12 protein-coding genes are annotated in these 17,083 nt (G+C 63.0%); 5 read left to right on the forward strand and 7 right to left on the reverse strand.

The genetic code is table 11. The features are described from left to right. The first annotated feature begins 3 nt into the window (after window positions 1-3). The 3 genes from ACO41U_RS00555 to ACO41U_RS00565 all read left to right on the forward strand — a co-directional run bounded on the left by ACO41U_RS00555 (window position 4) and on the right by ACO41U_RS00565 (window position 4,279). The gene (locus tag ACO41U_RS00555; RefSeq protein WP_485941046.1) at window positions 4-1,959 is read left to right on the forward strand and encodes an alpha/beta hydrolase family protein; all 1,956 of its coding nucleotides are present in this window, start codon (window positions 4-6) and stop codon (window positions 1,957-1,959) included. Between the two features lie 157 nt (window positions 1,960-2,116). Beyond that, window positions 2,117-3,322, forward strand: a complete 1,206-nt coding sequence (locus ACO41U_RS00560; RefSeq protein WP_485941047.1) for an FprA family A-type flavoprotein — start codon at window positions 2,117-2,119, stop codon at window positions 3,320-3,322. A 15-nt stretch (window positions 3,323-3,337) separates the two neighbouring features. Continuing rightward, window positions 3,338-4,279, forward strand: a complete 942-nt coding sequence (locus ACO41U_RS00565) for a lysylphosphatidylglycerol synthase transmembrane domain-containing protein (protein WP_485941048.1) — start codon at window positions 3,338-3,340, stop codon at window positions 4,277-4,279. A 48-nt stretch (window positions 4,280-4,327) separates the two neighbouring features. Here the strand turns inward: ACO41U_RS00565 and galU are convergent, their stop codons facing one another. The 7 genes from galU to dnaX form a co-directional block, all read right to left on the reverse strand. Then, window positions 4,328-5,203 carry a UTP--glucose-1-phosphate uridylyltransferase GalU gene (gene galU / locus ACO41U_RS00570; RefSeq protein WP_298778225.1) on the reverse strand — a complete coding sequence of 292 codons (876 nt, stop codon included), beginning with the start codon at window positions 5,201-5,203 and terminating at the stop codon, window positions 4,328-4,330. A gap of 50 nt (window positions 5,204-5,253) precedes the next feature. Beyond that, complete coding sequence (gene glmM, locus ACO41U_RS00575; RefSeq protein ID WP_485941049.1) at window positions 5,254-6,603, reverse strand: phosphoglucosamine mutase; 1,350 nt, start codon at window positions 6,601-6,603, stop codon at window positions 5,254-5,256. An 11-nt stretch (window positions 6,604-6,614) separates the two neighbouring features. Beyond that, a complete protein-coding gene (locus ACO41U_RS00580) occupies window positions 6,615-7,847 on the reverse strand; it encodes a CdaR family protein (RefSeq protein ID WP_485941050.1) in 1,233 nt (410 codons plus the stop codon). Between the two features lie 30 nt (window positions 7,848-7,877). Beyond that, on the reverse strand, window positions 7,878-8,729 hold the full coding sequence (gene cdaA / locus ACO41U_RS00585; RefSeq protein ID WP_485941051.1) for a diadenylate cyclase CdaA: 852 nt from the start codon (window positions 8,727-8,729) through the stop codon (window positions 7,878-7,880). Window positions 8,730-8,760: 31 nt separating this feature from the next. Beyond that, a complete protein-coding gene (gene pyk / locus ACO41U_RS00590; protein WP_485941052.1) occupies window positions 8,761-10,512 on the reverse strand; it encodes a pyruvate kinase in 1,752 nt (583 codons plus the stop codon). A 62-nt stretch (window positions 10,513-10,574) separates the two neighbouring features. Next, on the reverse strand, window positions 10,575-14,039 hold the full coding sequence (dnaE, locus tag ACO41U_RS00595) for a DNA polymerase III subunit alpha (protein ID WP_485941053.1): 3,465 nt from the start codon (window positions 14,037-14,039) through the stop codon (window positions 10,575-10,577). 3 nt (window positions 14,040-14,042) lie between these two features. Then, a complete protein-coding gene (gene dnaX, locus ACO41U_RS00600) occupies window positions 14,043-15,866 on the reverse strand; it encodes a DNA polymerase III subunit gamma/tau (RefSeq protein ID WP_485941054.1) in 1,824 nt (607 codons plus the stop codon). A gap of 360 nt (window positions 15,867-16,226) precedes the next feature. Between dnaX and rd the strand changes: the two genes are divergently transcribed. Continuing rightward, window positions 16,227-16,385 carry a rubredoxin gene (gene rd / locus ACO41U_RS00605; protein ID WP_298779227.1) on the forward strand — a complete coding sequence of 53 codons (159 nt, stop codon included), beginning with the start codon at window positions 16,227-16,229 and terminating at the stop codon, window positions 16,383-16,385. 180 nt (window positions 16,386-16,565) lie between these two features. Then, window positions 16,566-17,006 (forward strand): GNAT family N-acetyltransferase, encoded by a 441-nt coding sequence (locus ACO41U_RS00610; RefSeq protein ID WP_485941055.1) that lies wholly within the window; start codon window positions 16,566-16,568, stop codon window positions 17,004-17,006. The last annotated feature ends 77 nt before the right edge of the window (window positions 17,007-17,083 follow it).

The following is a 17,083-nucleotide window of genomic DNA, read 5'->3' on the forward strand; positions in this document are numbered from 1 at the left end:
TAGATGAAACGACCCGTTGAACAAAAGGACCTTTTGGACTTCCACTTCCTTGCGGCGCCGACGTTCTCGCCGGACGGCGAGAAGATCGCCTTTAAGGTCAGCCGCGCGGACGCGGAGAGCAATGGCTACCTCAAGGACATCTGGCTCCTCAGCCTGCCGTCGGGGGAGGCGCGCCGCCTCACCTCCTCGGGCTGCGAGGAGTGCTTCTGCTGGAGCGAGGACGGCACATCCATCGTCTTCGCGTCCAAGCGCCCCGCCGCTGCCGACCGCGGGGAGGAAAAGGCCGTCACCCGCTTTTACTCCATCGGCATCGACGGCGGCGAGGCGATGCCGCTCTTCGAGGTCCCCCACGCGGTGTCGGCCATCCGCGCCCTGAAGGCCGGTCGATACCTCCTCACGGCAAACTTCGACCCCGCCTACGACAATCCGGAGAACGCGGACTTCATGGTCTTTGAGCAGGTTCCCTTCATGGCGAACGGCAAGGGATATATCGGCCAGAGGCGCGTCGGCCTGGCAACGTGCGACGCCTCAGGCAGGCTCTCCCGCCTGACCCCGCCCACGATGGACGTGGCCCGCGTCGAGTTGAGTGCGGACGGCGACAAAGCGCTCGTCGTAGCCTGCGACTATAAGGACGTAAAGCCCCTTGAGAACAGCGTCTACATGCTGGACCTAAGCACGGGGAACCTTCGCCTCCTCTCAGGGGCGCTGCCCTTCACCTTCAAGTGCGCCGTCTGGAGCGGGGAATCCGTCGTCCTCACCGCGACGGACCACAAGGCGATGGGCGTGAACGAGAACCCGAAGATCTGGCTTCTGGAGGACGGGGAGATGCGCTGTCTGACGCCGGAGCTGGACGTCAGCTTCGGACACGCCATCGTCGCCGACACGAGCTACGGCTGTCGGGACCACGAGGGCGCGATCGCCCCCTCAAAGTCCCTCGGCATGATCGCCTGCTCTACGGACACCTTCAAATCGCGGCTCTACGCGCTGACGCAGGACGGCCACCTGAAGGGGTTGACCCCTTCCGTTTCCTCCGTGATCGACTGGGACGTTCACGACGACAGGATCGCCTACGTCGCCTACGAGGGGCTGCACCTGCCGGAGCTCTATCTCTATCAGGAGGGAAAGGAGAGGCGGCTGACCTCCTTCAACGACGCCTTCTTTGAGGAGCGCAGACTGTCGCAGCCCATTCACATCACCTTCAAGGCAGGCGACGGATGGGAGCTGGATGGCTGGTACATGCGTCCGGTCGATGCGCACGAGGGGGAGCGCTGCCCTACCGTCCTCAACATCCATGGCGGCCCCAAAGCGGCCTTTGGGGATATCTACAACCACGAGATGCAGTGCTGGGCCGCAAGGGGGTACGCGGTCATCTACTGCAACCCCAGAGGCGGCGACGGGCGCGGCAGTGCGTTCAGCGATATCCGGGGCCGGTATGGCGACATCGACTACCGCAACCTGATGGACTTCGCGGACTGGTGCGTCAAGAACCTGGACTTCATCGACGCATCGCGCATGGGGGTGACGGGAGGGTCCTACGGCGGCTACATGACGAACTGGATCATCACGCAGACGAATCGCTTCAAGGCGGCCGTTTCCCAGCGGAGCATCGCAAACTGGATATCGAAGTTCGGAGGCTGTGACATCGGCTATTATTACGTCGAGGATCAGCACCTGGGGACCCCCTGGCGGAAGCCGGAGACCGCATGGCGCGAGTCCCCCGTCGCCCACGCCGACAAGGCGGACACGCCGACGCTCTTCATCCACTCGACGGAGGATTTTCGCTGCGAGCTGAACCAGGGCTTCCAGATGTTCACGGCGCTCAAGGTCAACGGCGTCGAAGCGCGCATGTGCGTCTTCAAGGGGGAAAACCACGAGCTCAGCCGCTCCGGCAGGCCCCGGAACCGACTGGCCCGGCTGCGCGAGATCGTGGGCTGGTTCGACCGGCACCTCAAGGCGTGACGCGCGCCTCGCGAACGACGCCCTTAACGACGCGACTTCCCCGTGAGGCCGCGTCGTTTTTTTTATTGTACAATGTTACGAGGGCGCCCCGGCTCCGCAGGGCTGAGGGGGCGTTTGGACGTTTGTTGAAGGGATTTCCGGAAAGAGGGGCTTTTCAATGTACAAGGCGATACTGGTCAATAAAGATACGTGGTGGGTTGGCGTCAACGATTGCTCGACGGAGCGCTTCGAGGCGTTGTGGTCGTTGCCCAATGGGGTTGCGTACAACGCCTACGTCGTCCTGGGAGAGAAGACGGCGGCCATCGACACCGTCAAGGGCCCATGGGGCGACGAGTACTCTTACAAGCTGGAGGAGGCGTTGGGCGGCCGGGACCTCGACTACCTCGTGGTCAACCACATGGAGCCGGACCACTCCGGTCTGATCCTGGAGCTTCGCAGGCGCTGGCCCAACCTTCAGATCGTGGGCAACGCGAAGACCCTTCCTCTCCTGAAGGGGTATTATGGAGTGACCTCCAAGACCCTTGCCGTGGCGGACGGCGACACGCTGGACCTGGGAGGGCACGTCCTGAAGTTTGCGACGATCCCCATGGTTCACTGGCCGGAGAGCATGGTGACCTTTGACGCATCGACGGGGGTGCTCTTCTCCAACGACGCCTTTGGCGGCTTCGGCGCCCACGAAGGTGGACTCTTTGACGACCAGCGGGAGCGCCCTCGCTGGGAGGAGGACATGCTGCGCTACTACGCGGCGATCCTGGGGCGGTATTCGAGCGGCGTTCAGGTGGCCCTGAAGAAGCTGGGAGGGCTTCCCATCAAGAACATCTTCCCCGCACACGGCACGCTGTTCCGCACCGACGCCCAGCAGGTGGTAGACCTCTACGACCGTTGGAGCCGATGCGATACCGAGCGCGGCGCGGTGGTCGTCTACGGCTCCATGTACGGCAACACGCGGCGCATGGCTGAAGCCGTGTGCACCGGCATCTCGGAAAGCGGCGTCAAGGAGATTCGCCTGTATGACGCATCCCGCACGGAGGCAGATTTCATCCTCCGGGACATCTGGCGCTACTGCGGCCTGGCGCTCCTGAGCTGCACCTACAACATGCTGCTCTTCCCTCCCATCGAGGCCCTCTGCTCCAAGCTGCTCAACCGGATGCCGAAGAACCACGTCCTGGGGATCGCGGGCAGCTACAGCTGGGCCAGCGGCGCGTTCCCTGCGCTGCAGGCGTTTGCGGAAAAGGCCAGGCTTGAGCGCGCGGAACCCGACGTCGAGGTCTTCACCTCCCCCACTGCGGAGGACCTTGCGCGGTGCGAGGCAATGGGGAGGGACCTCGGAACGAAGGTCATCGCTCGAACACAAGACCGGTAAAGCGGGCTGCGTTCGATGCGCCTCAAACGCCTCCTCCCGGAGTTCCTGCGCCTCGGGGTTTCCATCCTGTGTCTGATCTGCGCCTTCCGGGGCGTTCCACTGTCGGACCTCTGGGACCTTCTGCGCCGGCTCCCGCCGCTCCCAATCGTCGCGGCGGTCCTGACGTCGTTTCTGGCCTACGTCGTCATGGGCGTCCGGCTCATGGGCATGCGTCGTCCGCCCCTCGCCTTTCGCTCGACCTTCCCCGCCTCCCTCGCGGGGCTGGCGGTCAACAACGTGCTGCCGGCCAAGGCAGGCGAGGCGGCCAAGGCGGCGTGGATCGGACGCGACGCGGGCATGAAGTTGGACGAGGCCATGGGGCTCATCTTCTTTGAGCGGTTCTTCGACGTCAACATGCTGACGCTGCTCAGCCTCTGGTTTATGGTGAAGGCGGAGCAGCAGCGCTACGCGCTTCCGCTCGTCGCCTGCCTCACGGCAGGGTGGCTGTTCCTCCTGGCGCTCCGGGCCCGCCCGGCCTGGCGGCGCCATCTGGAGCGCCTCCCCCTTCCCGGAGGGCTGACTGCGTTCCTGGCGCGCTTCCTGGATGCGGTCACAGCACAGATGACGCCTGGGCGCATCCTCTGGATGCTGTGCAGTTCCGCCGCGGTGTGGGCCCTCTACGCTCTGCAGGTCGGCATCGTCCTAAACGGCGCCGCAGAGCTGGGGCTCCGCTGGACCGACGCGCTGGGCGTCTTTGCGCTGAGCAGCCTGGGGATGCTCCTCCCCTCCTCCCCTGGAGCCCTCGGCGTCTATGAGGCCGTTGCCGTTGCGGCCCTGACGTTCTATGGAGTGCCCAGGGACCAGGCCCTGGCCGCGGCGCTGGTGGATCACATGGTGCAGTTCATCCCCGTCACGGCGGCGGGGGGGCTGGTCCTGCTCCTCTGCCCCTCGAAGGAGAAAGGACAGGCGCGGGCCTGAAAGCCCGCGCCTGCGCGTTTCAAACGTCCCCTATCCTGTGTGGGGGTCCTAAAGGGCTTCCTTTACGAGGTTCAGGACGACGTCCCTCAAGGAGGGGTCTTCCAGGGCGAGCTGTACGTTGGCCGCCAGCCATCCCGCCTGAGTTCCGCAGTCAAAGCGGCGCCCCTCATACACGACGCCCCACACCGGTTCCACGGCCACCAGCCGGCGCAGGGCGTCGGTCAGCTGGATCTCCCCGCCCGCTCCGACCTTCCCCTCCGCCAGTAGGGGGAAGATCGAAGGCGAGAGGACGTAACGCCCCATGATGGCGTAGCGCCCCGGAGCGTCCGCCAGAGCGGGCTTCTCCACCATGTCGTGAATGCGATGCAGCCCGTTTCCCATGTCCTCCGAGCTCACGATGCCGTAGCGGGACACGTCCTCCGGAGGCACGAGCTCCAGCGCCACGACGCTTCCCCCAAGGCGCCGGTGCGCCTCGATCAGCTGGGCCATGACGGGGCGTTCGCTGATAAAGACGTCATCCGGCAGGAGGACGCCGAAATACCCGTCGCGGCAGAAGGATTCCCCGCAGAGCACCGCGTGCCCAAGCCCCAGGGGTTCCCGCTGGCGAACGTAGAGGATGTCCGCGAGGTTCGATATCTTCAGCATCATCTCATAGAGCGCTTCCTTGCCTCTGGACTTCAGGAGCTGCTCCAGCTCAAAGGAACGGTCGAAGTAGTCCTCGATGGATCGCTTCGCGCGTCCCGTGATCATGATGATGTCGGGGCAGCCCGAGGCGAGCGCCTCCTCAACGCCGTAGGAGATGATCGGGCGGTTGACCAGTGGCAGCATCTCCTTGGCTAGCTCCTTGGTGACGGGCAGAAATCGCGTTCCCAATCCCGCTACGGGGAACAGGCACTTCGTTACCCTGGACCTTTGATCTATAATCTTTCCCCTTCCTTTCGTTCCGTTTCATTGGGGCTGGCGGGATGCTGCGCTCAGCAGATGTCCCGCAGCTGCTTGATCAACAGGTTCGACATCTCCTCGACCAGCGACAGCTCGCTGGCCTCGACGAGGATCCGCAGGAGCGGCTCCGTGCCGGAGGGGCGGATGAAGATGCGTCCCCTGCCCTCTATGCGGGCCTGGGCTTCCGCGGCGATGTCGTTGATGCGCTCCAGGTCCAGCTGCTCGCGGGACCTCAAGGTCAAGTTGGAGAGCTTTTGAGGGTATCGGCCAAAGCGGTCCACCAGGGTGTCCACGTCCTCGCCCAGTGCACGGACCGCGTTCAGGAACAGGAGTGCGGTGCAAAGGCCATCCCCCGTGTTGGTGAAGGCATCTGCGATGATGTGTCCCGACTGTTCCCCACCCAGGCGGGCCCCCTCCCGCAGCATCGTTTCGAGCACGTACCGGTCCCCCACGGGGCAACGAAAGACCCCAATGCCCTTGCGCTTCAGGTGTTCCTCAAGGGCGATGTTGCTCATCACCGTCATGGCGACGCCGCTGCCCAACAGCCCCTCCCCGGCAAGCCACCGCGCCAGCACCCAGAGGACGATGTCGCCGTCGATCACGCGGCCCCGCGAGTCCACAGCCAGCGCCCGGTCCGCGTCCCCGTCGAAGGCGAATCCGATCCGACACCCGAAGTCCGTGACGCAGTTTCCGATGTGGCGCATGTGCATCACGCCCACGCCCTCATTGATGTTCATCCCGTCGGGGTCCGCTCCGATCAGCCGCCACGCGGCGTTCAGGCGTTCGATGAGCGTCGGCATCACCGTCCCCGCCGCGCCGTGCGCGCAGTCGAAGACGAGGCCGGACTTCGTCGCCTCGTGGTCCTTCAGCAGGGAGGCGAGGTGCTCCGCGTAGCTGTGGACGATGTGCGGGATCTGGCGGACCTCGCCGACGGAGGCGCCCGTCGGGCGCCAGTCGTCTGTGAGGTTGTCCCCGATGTACTCCTCGATGCTCAGCTCGGAGTCGTCGGACAGCTTTCTGCCGTCGCGGTCCAGGAACTTGATGCCGTTGTACTCCGCCGGGTTGTGCGAGGCGCTGATCACCGCTCCGCCGTCCACCGTCAGACGACGGACCGCGTAGCTGACGCCGGGCGTCGGGATAATGCCCAGGGAGAGCACCTCCGCGCCCGCGGAGGTCATGCCGGCGGACAGAGCTCCCTCCAGCATCATGCCGCTGCGCCGCGTGTCGCGCCCCAGGACGATGCGCGGCTTGGGCGTGCCCCGTTCCGCCAGGAACAGGATGAAGGCCCGGCCCAGCCTCAACGCCATCTCAGGCGTCATCCCCCCTTTATTTGCAACGTCACGGACGCCATCCGTGCCAAACAACACTCTCTTGCTCTTCATAAAGGACGACCTCACCATCTTTTCGGATTTTCAGCCGCGTTAACGGTCACCGTAGAGGGTTCGATTCTTACCACGCGAAAATCAGCGGAAGCGACCTCGGCCCTGAGGGCCAGGTCCGCCGGAGTGATAAAGATATTTGAAAGATCGACGTACAGGCTCAGCCCCACGCTTTCCGGCGTGACCTCCTCCACCCGGGAGGGCGTCCCCTCGATGATGACGGCAGCGGAGGATGGTGAAACGACCCACTGGTCGGCCTCCGATCCACGGACTTGAATGGGGACGTTGGCCAGCTGTTTTCCGGCCTTCAACTCGCCGAGCGTCACCGTGAGGCGCACGGACTTCACCCCGGACAACTCCGCCCCCTTCGGGGCGCGCAGGGGGACGATGAGCGTCTGATCCGCAGAGAGCAGGGAGATGTCCACCGTTTCCGTATCCACCGCCGTAATCTTCGCCAGGACGGAGGAGCGCCCCTCGACCTGGGCCTCCAGGGGATCCGTCAGGACGGACTTGATCTCGTGATCCCGGTCCGGGTTGCCGCTGAGCCTCGCGTTGATCGGCACCATCTTCTTCGGAAGGCCGCGCACCAGGGTCCCCCGGACCCTCGCCTGTGAGGGCTCCAGGACAACGCTGTCCTCGAAGGGCTCCGATTGGACGAACTTGACGGGCAGGAGCAGCTCTTTTCCCAGCTGCAGTTCGGCGACGGTCGGCATCACCTGCAAGGCCCCGACCTTCGCGATGTCCCCCTCGGACCCGCGGACGGTGACCTCTTTGGGCAGCACCTCTACCCCCTCCAGGTACTGGCCCTCCGGCACGTCCTGCGGCAGGACGACCTCGACGGGCATGCGCCGTGAGGCCTGACGCACGGGCTCCACCACGACCTGAGAGGGCACGCAGGAGACCAGCGTGATGTCGGGGGGAAGACTCACGTTGACGTTCTGCGTGTAGCGGATGCCGCCGACGAGGTTCTTGGCGTCCACGAAGCAGGCCACGAGGCCGTAGTCGAGCCTCGCCATCGCCTTTTCCGGGCCCCTGATCTCCACGTCCACCTCGGCGACCCGGCTGCGAAGCGTCAGCTGGGAATCCAGGAAGCGGTATTCGAGGGGGGAGGAGAACTTTTGCGTCACGTAGATACCTTCATCGTTTTCCGTAACGTAAAACCACATCAAAACGGCCGTGGCAACGGAGATGGCCCACAGCGCCCATGGCGAGGTCAAAATTTCATCGATTCTTCTAGCCGATTTCATGATATGCCATCCATCCTGTGTCCGTTCTCTCTAAGACCGGTCGCTGTGGTCTTCGTGCAGCTGCCGGGTGCTGGGGTCCCAGAGCAGCTGCTGGAAGCTCTGCAATCTGTCCCTCCAGCTGCGGAACGTCGGTTCGCCCACGAAGTAGTGCATCAGGAGCTTCTCCACCTGAGCGTCCTTGAGGTTCTTTGACAGGTGTCCCTTGAAGGCAAGGGATATCTCTCCCCTCTCCTCGGAAACCACGAGGACGATGGCGTCGGATATCTCCGACAGCCCCAGCGCCGCCCTGTGACGCGTCCCATACCAACGGGATATCTCAGGAGCATCGATCAGAGGCAGGTAGCATCCTCCGGCGATGAGGGAATAGCGGTTCATGATCAGGGCGCCGTCGTGCAGGGGGTTGTCCTTCCAGAAGATGGAGATGATGAGCTCCTGGGTTATGTTGGCGTCCAGATGCACTGCCGTATTGTAGTACTCGCCGAGCCCCGTCTCCTCCTGAAGCACCAGGAGTGCTCCAATGCGGTGCACCTTCATGTAGCCGAGGGCCCCCATGATGTGGCGGACGCGCTGCTCCGCCACGTCCCTGGGAAGTTGACGATGCCAAAGGTTTCCGCGCCCGATCTCCTCCAGCATCTTGCGAAGCTCCGGCTGGAAGACGATGGGGATGGCGAAGCTCAGCGCCCAGAGCGATTGGCCGATCAACCACGAAACGAGACGAAACCGGAGCATCGACGCCAGAGCCGAAAAGAGGACGAGGATCAGCACGCCCTTCAAAAGCTGCACCGCCCTCGTCCCCACGATCAGCACCAACAGCCGATAGATGATCAGGGAAACGATAAAGATGTCCAGGAACGTCCTGGCATCGGACCACATTGAACTCATCTTCTCAGCTCAATTCTCTATCGATTCTTCCTTAAATGACGAGCCGGACCTTGCCGCGATAGATCAGGCCCTTCGTCCCGTCCACCGTGACGATGTCCCCGTCGGCAAGCGTGGCGAAGGCGTCCATCACCCGGATGACGCAGGGCAGGTTGTAGTCGACAGCGAGGGAATTGCCGTCCGCAACGAGCATCCCGCTCTCGGAGATCAGGGCACCCACCTTGTCCAGGACGGGACGATAGTCCTCGGTGATCTGCCGAACGACGAGGACGCAGCCCGGAGTGACCTTCTCAAGGGCCTCCTCCGGCGTCGTGGCGATGCAGATGGGGCCCGACATGTTCTTGTTCAGCAGGGGGATGCCCGAGAGCAGGACCGTCCCCGTCGTCAGTACCTCCACCATGTTCGTGAAGCCGGGCTGGCCAAGGGGGACGCCTGCCGTGATGACCACCAGCTCCCCCTCCGTCAGGAGGCCGTCCTGAAGGCACTTGTTGATGGCCTCGCGGGCGGCCACGTTGACGTCGTTCTGCTCCACCAGGCGCACCGGCTGCACTCCCCACCAGAGGGCCAGTTCGCGCCAGGTCTGCTGCAGCGGCGTCAGCCCCAGGATGGGGCACATCGGCCGGTGTTTGCTGATCATCTTGGCCGTTGAGCCGCTCTTCGTCAGGGAGAGGATGGCGGAGGCCTGCACCCGTTTCGAGATCAGGACCGCGGCATCGCTGACGGCGTCCGGCACCCCCATCACGGACGCCCCGTCATGGAAGGGCACCCCCCACATCCCCAGCTCCCGCTCGGTCCGATCGACGATATGGCGCATCGTCGCAACGGCCTGAACCGGATAGCTGCCGGAGGCCGTTTCTCCGGAGAGCATCACGGCATCCGTCCCGTCCAGGACGGCGTTGGCTACGTCGCTGGCCTCGGCCCGCGTCGGGCGCGGGTTCCGGATCATGGAGTCCAGCATCTGCGTCGCGACGATCACCACCTTGCCCCTCGAACGGCATAGCCCGATGATCCGTTTCTGGACGAGCGGCACGTCCTCCGTGGGAATCTCCACGCCCAGGTCGCCGCGGGCCACCATCACGCCGTCTACGACATCGATGATCTCCTCGATATTCTGCACGGCCTGATACGTTTCGATCTTGGCCAACAGCTTCATGGCCCCGCCGCAGCTTTTCACCAGCTTCCGCACGTCGAGGACGTCCTGTCGGGTCTTGACGAAGGAGACCGCCAGGTACTCCATCCCGTGCTGGATGCCCCAGGCGATGTCCTCGCGGTCCTTCTCCGACAGGGCGGGCAGGGAGATGTCCGCCCCCGGGATGTTGACGCCCTTCGTGTCCTTCAGGACCCCGCCGACGATCACCTTGCAGACGACGTCGTCGCCGTCCACCCTCTCCACCTCCAGGCGCAGGGAACCGTCGTCGATGAAGACGCTCTGCCCCGGCGTCACCTCGTCGGCGAGCAGCGGATACTTCACGTGAATGCGCTTGGGGGTGCCGATGCACTCCTCCTTGCCCGTCAGGACGATCTGGCTGCCCTGCTCCAGGGGGATCGCGCCGTCCTGCATCTTACCCGTCCGAATCTCCGGCCCCTTCGTGTCCAACAGGGCCGCGATGGGCTTTCTGACGTCGCGCTCCACCTGTCGGACCAGCTTCAGCTTTTTCTCGTGTCCCTCGTAGTCGCCATGGCTGAAGTTCAGGCGGGCCACGTTCATCCCGGCGTCGGCCATAGCCTTTAACGTGTCGTAGTTCTCGCTGGCAGGACCTATCGTACAGACGATTTTCACAAACATGTTCCATTCACCTCAAAAGATGCTTTTTAGATGCTCGAAAGAGCCGGACGTCCTGCGCAAGCTCAATCTGCGCTCAAGCACACCTCGATCGCCTCGGCCGGGACGGCCTCAAGGAGGCGCTCTTGCAGGCGTTCCGGCGACCGCGCATCGACCCGAAAATCGTTCAGATACAGGACGCAGGCGTCGTGATCGTCCCGCAGCTCCAGGAGGATGGGTGAGGCTCCCCGGCAACCCCTCAGGGCGCGGGCAAAGTTTTTCACGTCGAACTGAGGGACCAGATTCACCCGCAGCTTGATGCGCACGATCTGAGGGTCCTGCTCGGAGAAGTCGGACAGCGGCGTCAGCTTGTCCAGAAGCAACTGTTCGCGGTCATCCATCTTCCCCTCGGCAACGCAGGGAACTCCAACCCTGACGCTCTCCTTTATCTTCGCCCAGGTCTTGGGGAAGGCCACCATGGAGATGCTGCTCTCGGAGTCCTCCAGAAGCAGCACGCCCATGAGGTCCCCCTTCTTCGTCGTCTTCTCCGAAACCGAGAGGATGAGCCCGCCCACCCTCGGTACCGTCCTCCCCCTCCACAGGGGAAGCTCCGCGATCGAGCAGTTGGCATACTTACGGACCTGCGCCTCGCAGCTGTCGAAGGGGTGTCCTGAGATGTAGAGCCCCGTGACCTCTTTTTCGTACTCCAGCTTATCATAGATCCCATACTCCTCGACGTCGGGGAGGTCCGGCTCCGGCTCGCTGCCCGAGTCGCTTCCAATGGCGTCGAAGAGCGAGAGCTGATCCCCGCCGGAGGCCATCTTCTGCGCGGCCAGGATGAAATCCGGCAGCGCCGCCACAAGGCGGGCCCGGTTTGGAGTGATCTCGTCAAAGGCCCCCGCCTTGATGAGGTTCTCGATCATCGCCCGGTTCATGTCGTGCAGGTCCACGCGACGCAGGAAATCCCACAGGGACTTGAAGGGCCCCTCCTCCCGCGCCTTGACGATGGTTTCCACCGCGTTATGCCCGACCCGCAGGACGGCCCCAAGCCCGAAGCGAATCACGTCGCCGACGGCGGTGAAGCTCTCCATCGAGGAGTTGACGTCCGGCGGCAGGACCGAGATGCCGCTTTGACGCACCTCGCGCACGTAGTGCCCCAGGACGTCCTTCTTGGACTTCATCTGGCTCGACAGGTAGGACGCCAAGAACTCCGCCTTGTAGTTCGCCTTCAGGTACGCCGTCTGGTAGGACACGAGGGCGTAGGCCGCGCTGTGGGATTTGTTGAAGCCGTATCCGGCGAACTTCTCGATCAGGTCGAAGATGCCCGAAGCCGTCTTCTCGTCGATGCCCTTTTGGCAGGCGCCCTCAGTGAACTTGGCCCTCTGCTCCTGCATGACCTCGACCTTCTTCTTCCCCATGGCGCGGCGCAGCAGGTCCGCCTCGCCAAGGGTGTACCCGGCCAGCACGGAGGCGGACTGCATCACCTGCTCCTGGTAGAGGATGACGCCGTAGGTGTCCTTCAGCACATCCTCCAGCAGGGGGTGCGGGTACTCCAGCTTCGCCTGGCCGTGCTTGCACTTGATGTACTGGTCCACCATGCCGCTGTCGAGGGGCCCGGGGCGGTACATGGCCAGCGCCGCCACCAGGTCGTCGAAGCAGTCGATCCGAAGCTTGCGAAGCATTCCCCGGATGCCGTCCGATTCCAACTGGAAGACCCCCATGGTGTCCGCCTCCTGAAGGAGCTTGTAGGTGGCCGGGTCGTCCATCGGGAGGCTCAGCAGGTCGGGCGGGTTTTTGCCGTTGAGCCTGATGTTCTCCACCGCCTCCTCGAGGATGGAGAGCGTCTGGAGTCCCAGGAAGTCCATCTTCACCAGGCCCAGTTTCTCGACGGGCTCCATCGTGAACTGGGTCACCGTCTGGGTGACATCCAGCTCCCCGTCCGGAGCCGACGGGGCCGTGGATTTGATGCGGCGAATGGGCACCAGGTCCGTGATGGGAACGGGAGTGATGACGACACCCGCCGCGTGCTGGGAGGCGTGGCGCGCCAGCCCCTCAATGTGTTCCGCCGTCCTCAGCACGTTTTTGATCCGCGGGTCCTCCTCCGCGAGCTCCGTCAGCTCCGGCGTCCGCTCAAGGGCTTCGTGGATGCTCTTGGCGTCGGCGGGAATCAGCTTTGCGACCCTGTCCATCAGAGCGTACTCCATCCCCACGGCACGCCCCACATCCTTCACCGCCTGCCGGCTCTTCATGCGGCCGAAGGTGATGATCTGGGACACCCGGTCGCTCCCATAGCGTTCCACGATGTACTTCAGGAGCTGCTCGCGCCCGCGGTCCGATACGTCGGTGTCGATATCGGGCATGCTGATGCGCTCCGGGTTCAGAAAGCGCTCAAACAGCAGGTTATACTTCAGGGGGTCCAGCTCCGTGATGCGCAGGCTCCAGGCCACGAGGGACCCCGCCGCTGAGCCGCGCCCTGGGCCAATGGGGATCCCCCGCTCTTTTGCCGCCTGAATGATCCCGGCCACGATCAGGAAGTAGGCGGAGAAGCCCATCCGGGTGATGACGTTCAGCTCGTACTCCAGGCGTTCCGCATACTCTGCGGGCGGTGTGTCCACGTTCAGACGCATCCTGAGCCCCGCCCTTGCCTCCTCCTCGAGGTGGGAGTCCAGCGTCATCCCCTCCTGAAGCTCGAGACTCGGCAGCATGTAGTGCCCCGTCTTGAGCTTCATGTCCACGCTGCACCGCTCGGCGATCGCCACCGTGTTGTCGAGTGCCTCGGGCACCTCCGTCCCGAAGATGGCGTCCATCTCCTCTGGAGAGCGCAGGTAAAAATCGTTGACGCTGAAGCCGAAGGCGTCGTCCGTATCGTCCGCACGGGTATTGACGCGGAGCAGGATCTTGTGCCATTCGTAGTCCTCCGCGTTAAGGTAGTGGGCGTCGCTCGTCGCGATCAGGGGAATGCCCGTGTCCTTTGAGATGCGGATCAACGCCTTGTTCACCACAGCCTGTTCCGGAAGGGTGTTGGACATGATCTCCAGGAAGTAGTTTCCCTTCCCCATGATGTCCTGGTAGAGCAGCGCCAACTTGGCGGCCTCATCCTCCCGACCCTGCAGGATCAGCTGGGGCACCTCTCCCGCCAGGCAGGCGGAGGAGGCGATGATGCCCCTGGCGCAGCTGGCCAGAAGGTCGTGGTCGATTCGCGGCTTATAATAGAAGCCGTCAGTGTTAGCGATGGAAACGAGCTTGACGAGGTTGCGATACCCTTCTTCGTTCTCGGCGAGGAGGATGAGGTGGTTGTTCTTCCCCTTCTTTTCCCTTGAACGATAGCCGTCGGGGTCCACGTAGATCTCGCAACCCAGGATCGGCTTCACTCCAGCGGCGCGGCAGTTCTCATAAAACTCGACGGCGCCGTACATGACGCCGTGGTCCGTCATGGCGACCGCCGGAACGCTCCAGTCCGCCACCTTTGCGGCAAGCTGCTTCGTCCTGATGGCTCCGTCCAGCAGGCTGTATTCCGTATGGACGTGCAGGTGTACAAAAGGCCGGGTCATTGATTATTCATCGTCCTCTCCAGCTTCTTCCATCTTTTCTCTGGCCGCCTCGTCCGCCTCGCGGCGCACCAGCACGACCTCGCCCTTCATCAGTACCGACAAATCGTGGACCAGTCCATCGAAGGGCAGGTCGGATGCAAGCCTTTCCTCCTTGGGTGACCCATTTTCAACCGGGCGTATCGGTCGCTTCGCTTCTTCTTCCGGGGGGGCGGGGCGCAGCGTTTCCTCCTCCTTCTGAGGCTGCTGCGGCGCCCCTCCCCGCCCTGCGACGGCAGCCTCACTGACGCGATCCGGTTCGCCGCCGGTGCAGGCGAACACCTCGTCCCCGAAGCGGAGAAACACGCCGTCGGCTGACCTTGTCAGCAGCTCCAGGAGGCTGGAACGCCAGCGTTCGAGGCACAGCACCTCGTAGGGATAGCGATCCCGCAAGTCCAGGAGCACGGAGCTCCCGCTCTGCTTCATGTCGGCGTCCAAAAGGGCACAATAGAGGACGAAGTCCGCCTGACGGGCGGCGGCCAGCAGCTTGACGAAGGCCTCCTTCGAGGCAGGTTTCCAGTCCGCCTCCAATAGCCCCTCAGGCCGATCTGCTTCCCTTTGGGCCGGGGGTTGAGGAACGGGGACCTGGTCTTCGTTTCGGATCGCCGGCTCCTCCACAGGTTCCACAGCGGGGTCGGCGGCGAGGCGCTTTGAGCGCGGTGGACTGGAGCTCCCCGTCGCCTGGGGCGGCCTTGTCGCGGCCCCGTCCGAGTCAAGGATACGGGAAAGCTCCAGCATCAGAAGTCCGGTCAAGATATCCATCCTGACGCCGAGGCGAACCTGAACGAGCAGGTCCGCGACAGCTCCCAACAGGGAACGCAGTTCCTCCGCGGACCATCGCGGCGCTTCCTCTGCAAGAAACTTCTTCTCCTGCTCGGAAACGTCCAGCTCGCGCGTTACGTTTGGCCAGCGCACGGCAAGCCACAGGTTCTTCAGGAGGGAGAACAGCTCCTCAAAGACGTGCTGTGGAGAGCCTCCTTCCATCATCTTAGTGAAGTCCACGTAGGAGGAACTGCCCTCGCCCTTCAGGGCGGAGAGCCAACGTTCAACGGCAGGACGGCTCCCTGCACCCAACGCGGCCTCGACGTCCTCCAGGGTGACTTCGCCCGCGGCGCGGTTGATGATCTGTTCCAGCATGGAAAGGGCGTCGCGCAGAGCACCGTCGGCCTGTCGGGCGACCTCCCAGAGCGCCTCCGGTTGAGCGGCAGTCCTTTCCCATTCGCAGATGTGCGTGAGGTGTTCAAAGATCTTCCGGGCCCCAATGCTGTGAAACGGGATGTGCTGGCAGCGGGAGCGAATGGTGACGGGCACCTTGTAGGGCTCTGTCGTGGCCAGGATGAAGACCACGTAGGAAGGGGGCTCCTCCAGCGTCTTCAAGAGCGCGTTAAAGGCGGCGGCGGAGAGCATGTGGACTTCGTCAATGATATATATCTTGTACTTTGAAGCGAAGGGCACCAGCGGCACCTGGCTCTTCAGTTGACGCACCTCGTCGACGCTGTTGTTGGAAGCCCCGTCGATCTCCACGACGTCAGGGCTGCTGCCCGACGTAATCGCCATGCAGTTGACGCAAGTGCCGCAGGGCTCGACGCCAAGGGGGGCAAGGCAGTTCAAGGCTTTCGCCAAAATCCGCGCTATGGAGGTCTTTCCGCAACCCCTCGGACCGGAAAACAGGTAGGCGTGACCGATGCGCGAGTTTTCAAGCGCGTGCGTCAGGACGTCCCGCGCCGCATCCTGGGCTACGACGTCGGCAAACCTCTGGGGACGATACTGCCGGTATAAGGAATTGCTCACGTTATCGCCCCCTCGGTCCTCTTTTGGAGATAGCCTTTCGATCGTTTTAGTCCCTTCAGCCTTTTTATTGTACCATTCCAATCGGTTTCTTGAGCATGAATCTCTGACGAGCCAAGGACGAGCGGATCCACTGACGAACGCTGCCGCAAAGGCCCCGGAGAGCGACAGGGCGCGCAGGGGAGCTAACGGTTCGCTGCGCCAGAGCCTGCTTCGTAGTGCAATTGGCGGCTTCCCGCACGCGACGACGGGCGATCCGATTTGCCACTTCCAGCGCGGTTAAGCTATAATAAGGCTGAATGGTCTTGAAACTTTGCTGAAGGTTTGAAGGCCATAAAAAGCGACAAGTGGGGGGGAATCTTTATGAAGAAGTACGTGTGCAAGGTCTGCGGGTATGTCTACGACCCGGAGGCGGGGGACCCGGACAGCGGCATCGCACCAGGCACTGCCTTTGAGGACCTTCCGGAGGATTGGGTGTGCCCGCTCTGCTCCGTGGGCAAGGATGAGTTTGAACCTGCCTGAGATAACTGGCAGCAGTGTATTAGCAAGAACGATTGACCTGGGTCAATCGTTCTTTTTTGCTCCTTCAGCAATCGCCCCGAAGCGTCATCCGCTGAATCATGAGCGCCCTGCCCCAACCGCTGTGGAGACGCCCATGTCCTTTGCACGGAACTGCACTGAAAATTGAAAGGAGATACGCGCTTGGAAATCAGGAAAATGCTCATTGGCGATTATGAGGAAGTGTATGCGCTGTGGACGTCCTGCTCAGGGATGGGGTTGAACGACCTGGACGACTCCAGGGAGGGGATTGCCAAGTTTTTGACCAGGAACCCCGACACCTGTTTTGTAGCGATCGAACAGGGCGGCGTCGTGGGGGTGATTCTGGCAGGACATGACGGACGCAGAGGGTATATCTACCACACGTCCGTCCACCCGGATTACAGAAAACGAGGCATTGCAACAAAGCTGGTGAACACGGCAATGGAAGCGCTGGAGGGCTGCGGGATCAACAAGGTCGCGCTGGTCGTGTTCGCCAGAAACCAGGGGGGGAATTTGTTCTGGGAAAGGACGGGCTTCACGATCAGGGAAGACTTGACCTACAGAAACAAAACGATCAGGGAGATGCGCCGAATCGACACGTAGACGACCGCGTGGATGAATCTAGCGCTAGATTGTCAAGCTAAAAGCAACAGGCAAATTGAAAAAAGGCCTCATTAGGG

It is taken from the genome of Fretibacterium sp., assembly GCF_057312375.1.

Bases quoted from the DNA above. Each gene is read 5' to 3' on its own strand.
- ACO41U_RS00555 (WP_485941046.1), top strand. From the start codon at position 4: ATGAAACGACCCGTTGAACAAAAGGACCTTTTGGACTTCCACTTCCTT.
- ACO41U_RS00560 (WP_485941047.1), top strand. From the start codon at position 2,117: ATGTACAAGGCGATACTGGTCAATAAAGATACGTGGTGGGTTGGCGTC.
- ACO41U_RS00565 (WP_485941048.1), top strand. From the start codon at position 3,338: ATGCGCCTCAAACGCCTCCTCCCGGAGTTCCTGCGCCTCGGGGTTTCC.
- glmM (WP_485941049.1), bottom strand. From the start codon at position 6,603: ATGAAGAGCAAGAGAGTGTTGTTTGGCACGGATGGCGTCCGTGACGTT.
- ACO41U_RS00580 (WP_485941050.1), bottom strand. From the start codon at position 7,847: ATGAAATCGGCTAGAAGAATCGATGAAATTTTGACCTCGCCATGGGCG.
- cdaA (WP_485941051.1), bottom strand. From the start codon at position 8,729: ATGAGTTCAATGTGGTCCGATGCCAGGACGTTCCTGGACATCTTTATC.
- pyk (WP_485941052.1), bottom strand. From the start codon at position 10,512: ATGTTTGTGAAAATCGTCTGTACGATAGGTCCTGCCAGCGAGAACTAC.
- dnaE (WP_485941053.1), bottom strand. From the start codon at position 14,039: ATGACCCGGCCTTTTGTACACCTGCACGTCCATACGGAATACAGCCTG.
- rd (WP_298779227.1), top strand. From the start codon at position 16,227: ATGAAGAAGTACGTGTGCAAGGTCTGCGGGTATGTCTACGACCCGGAG.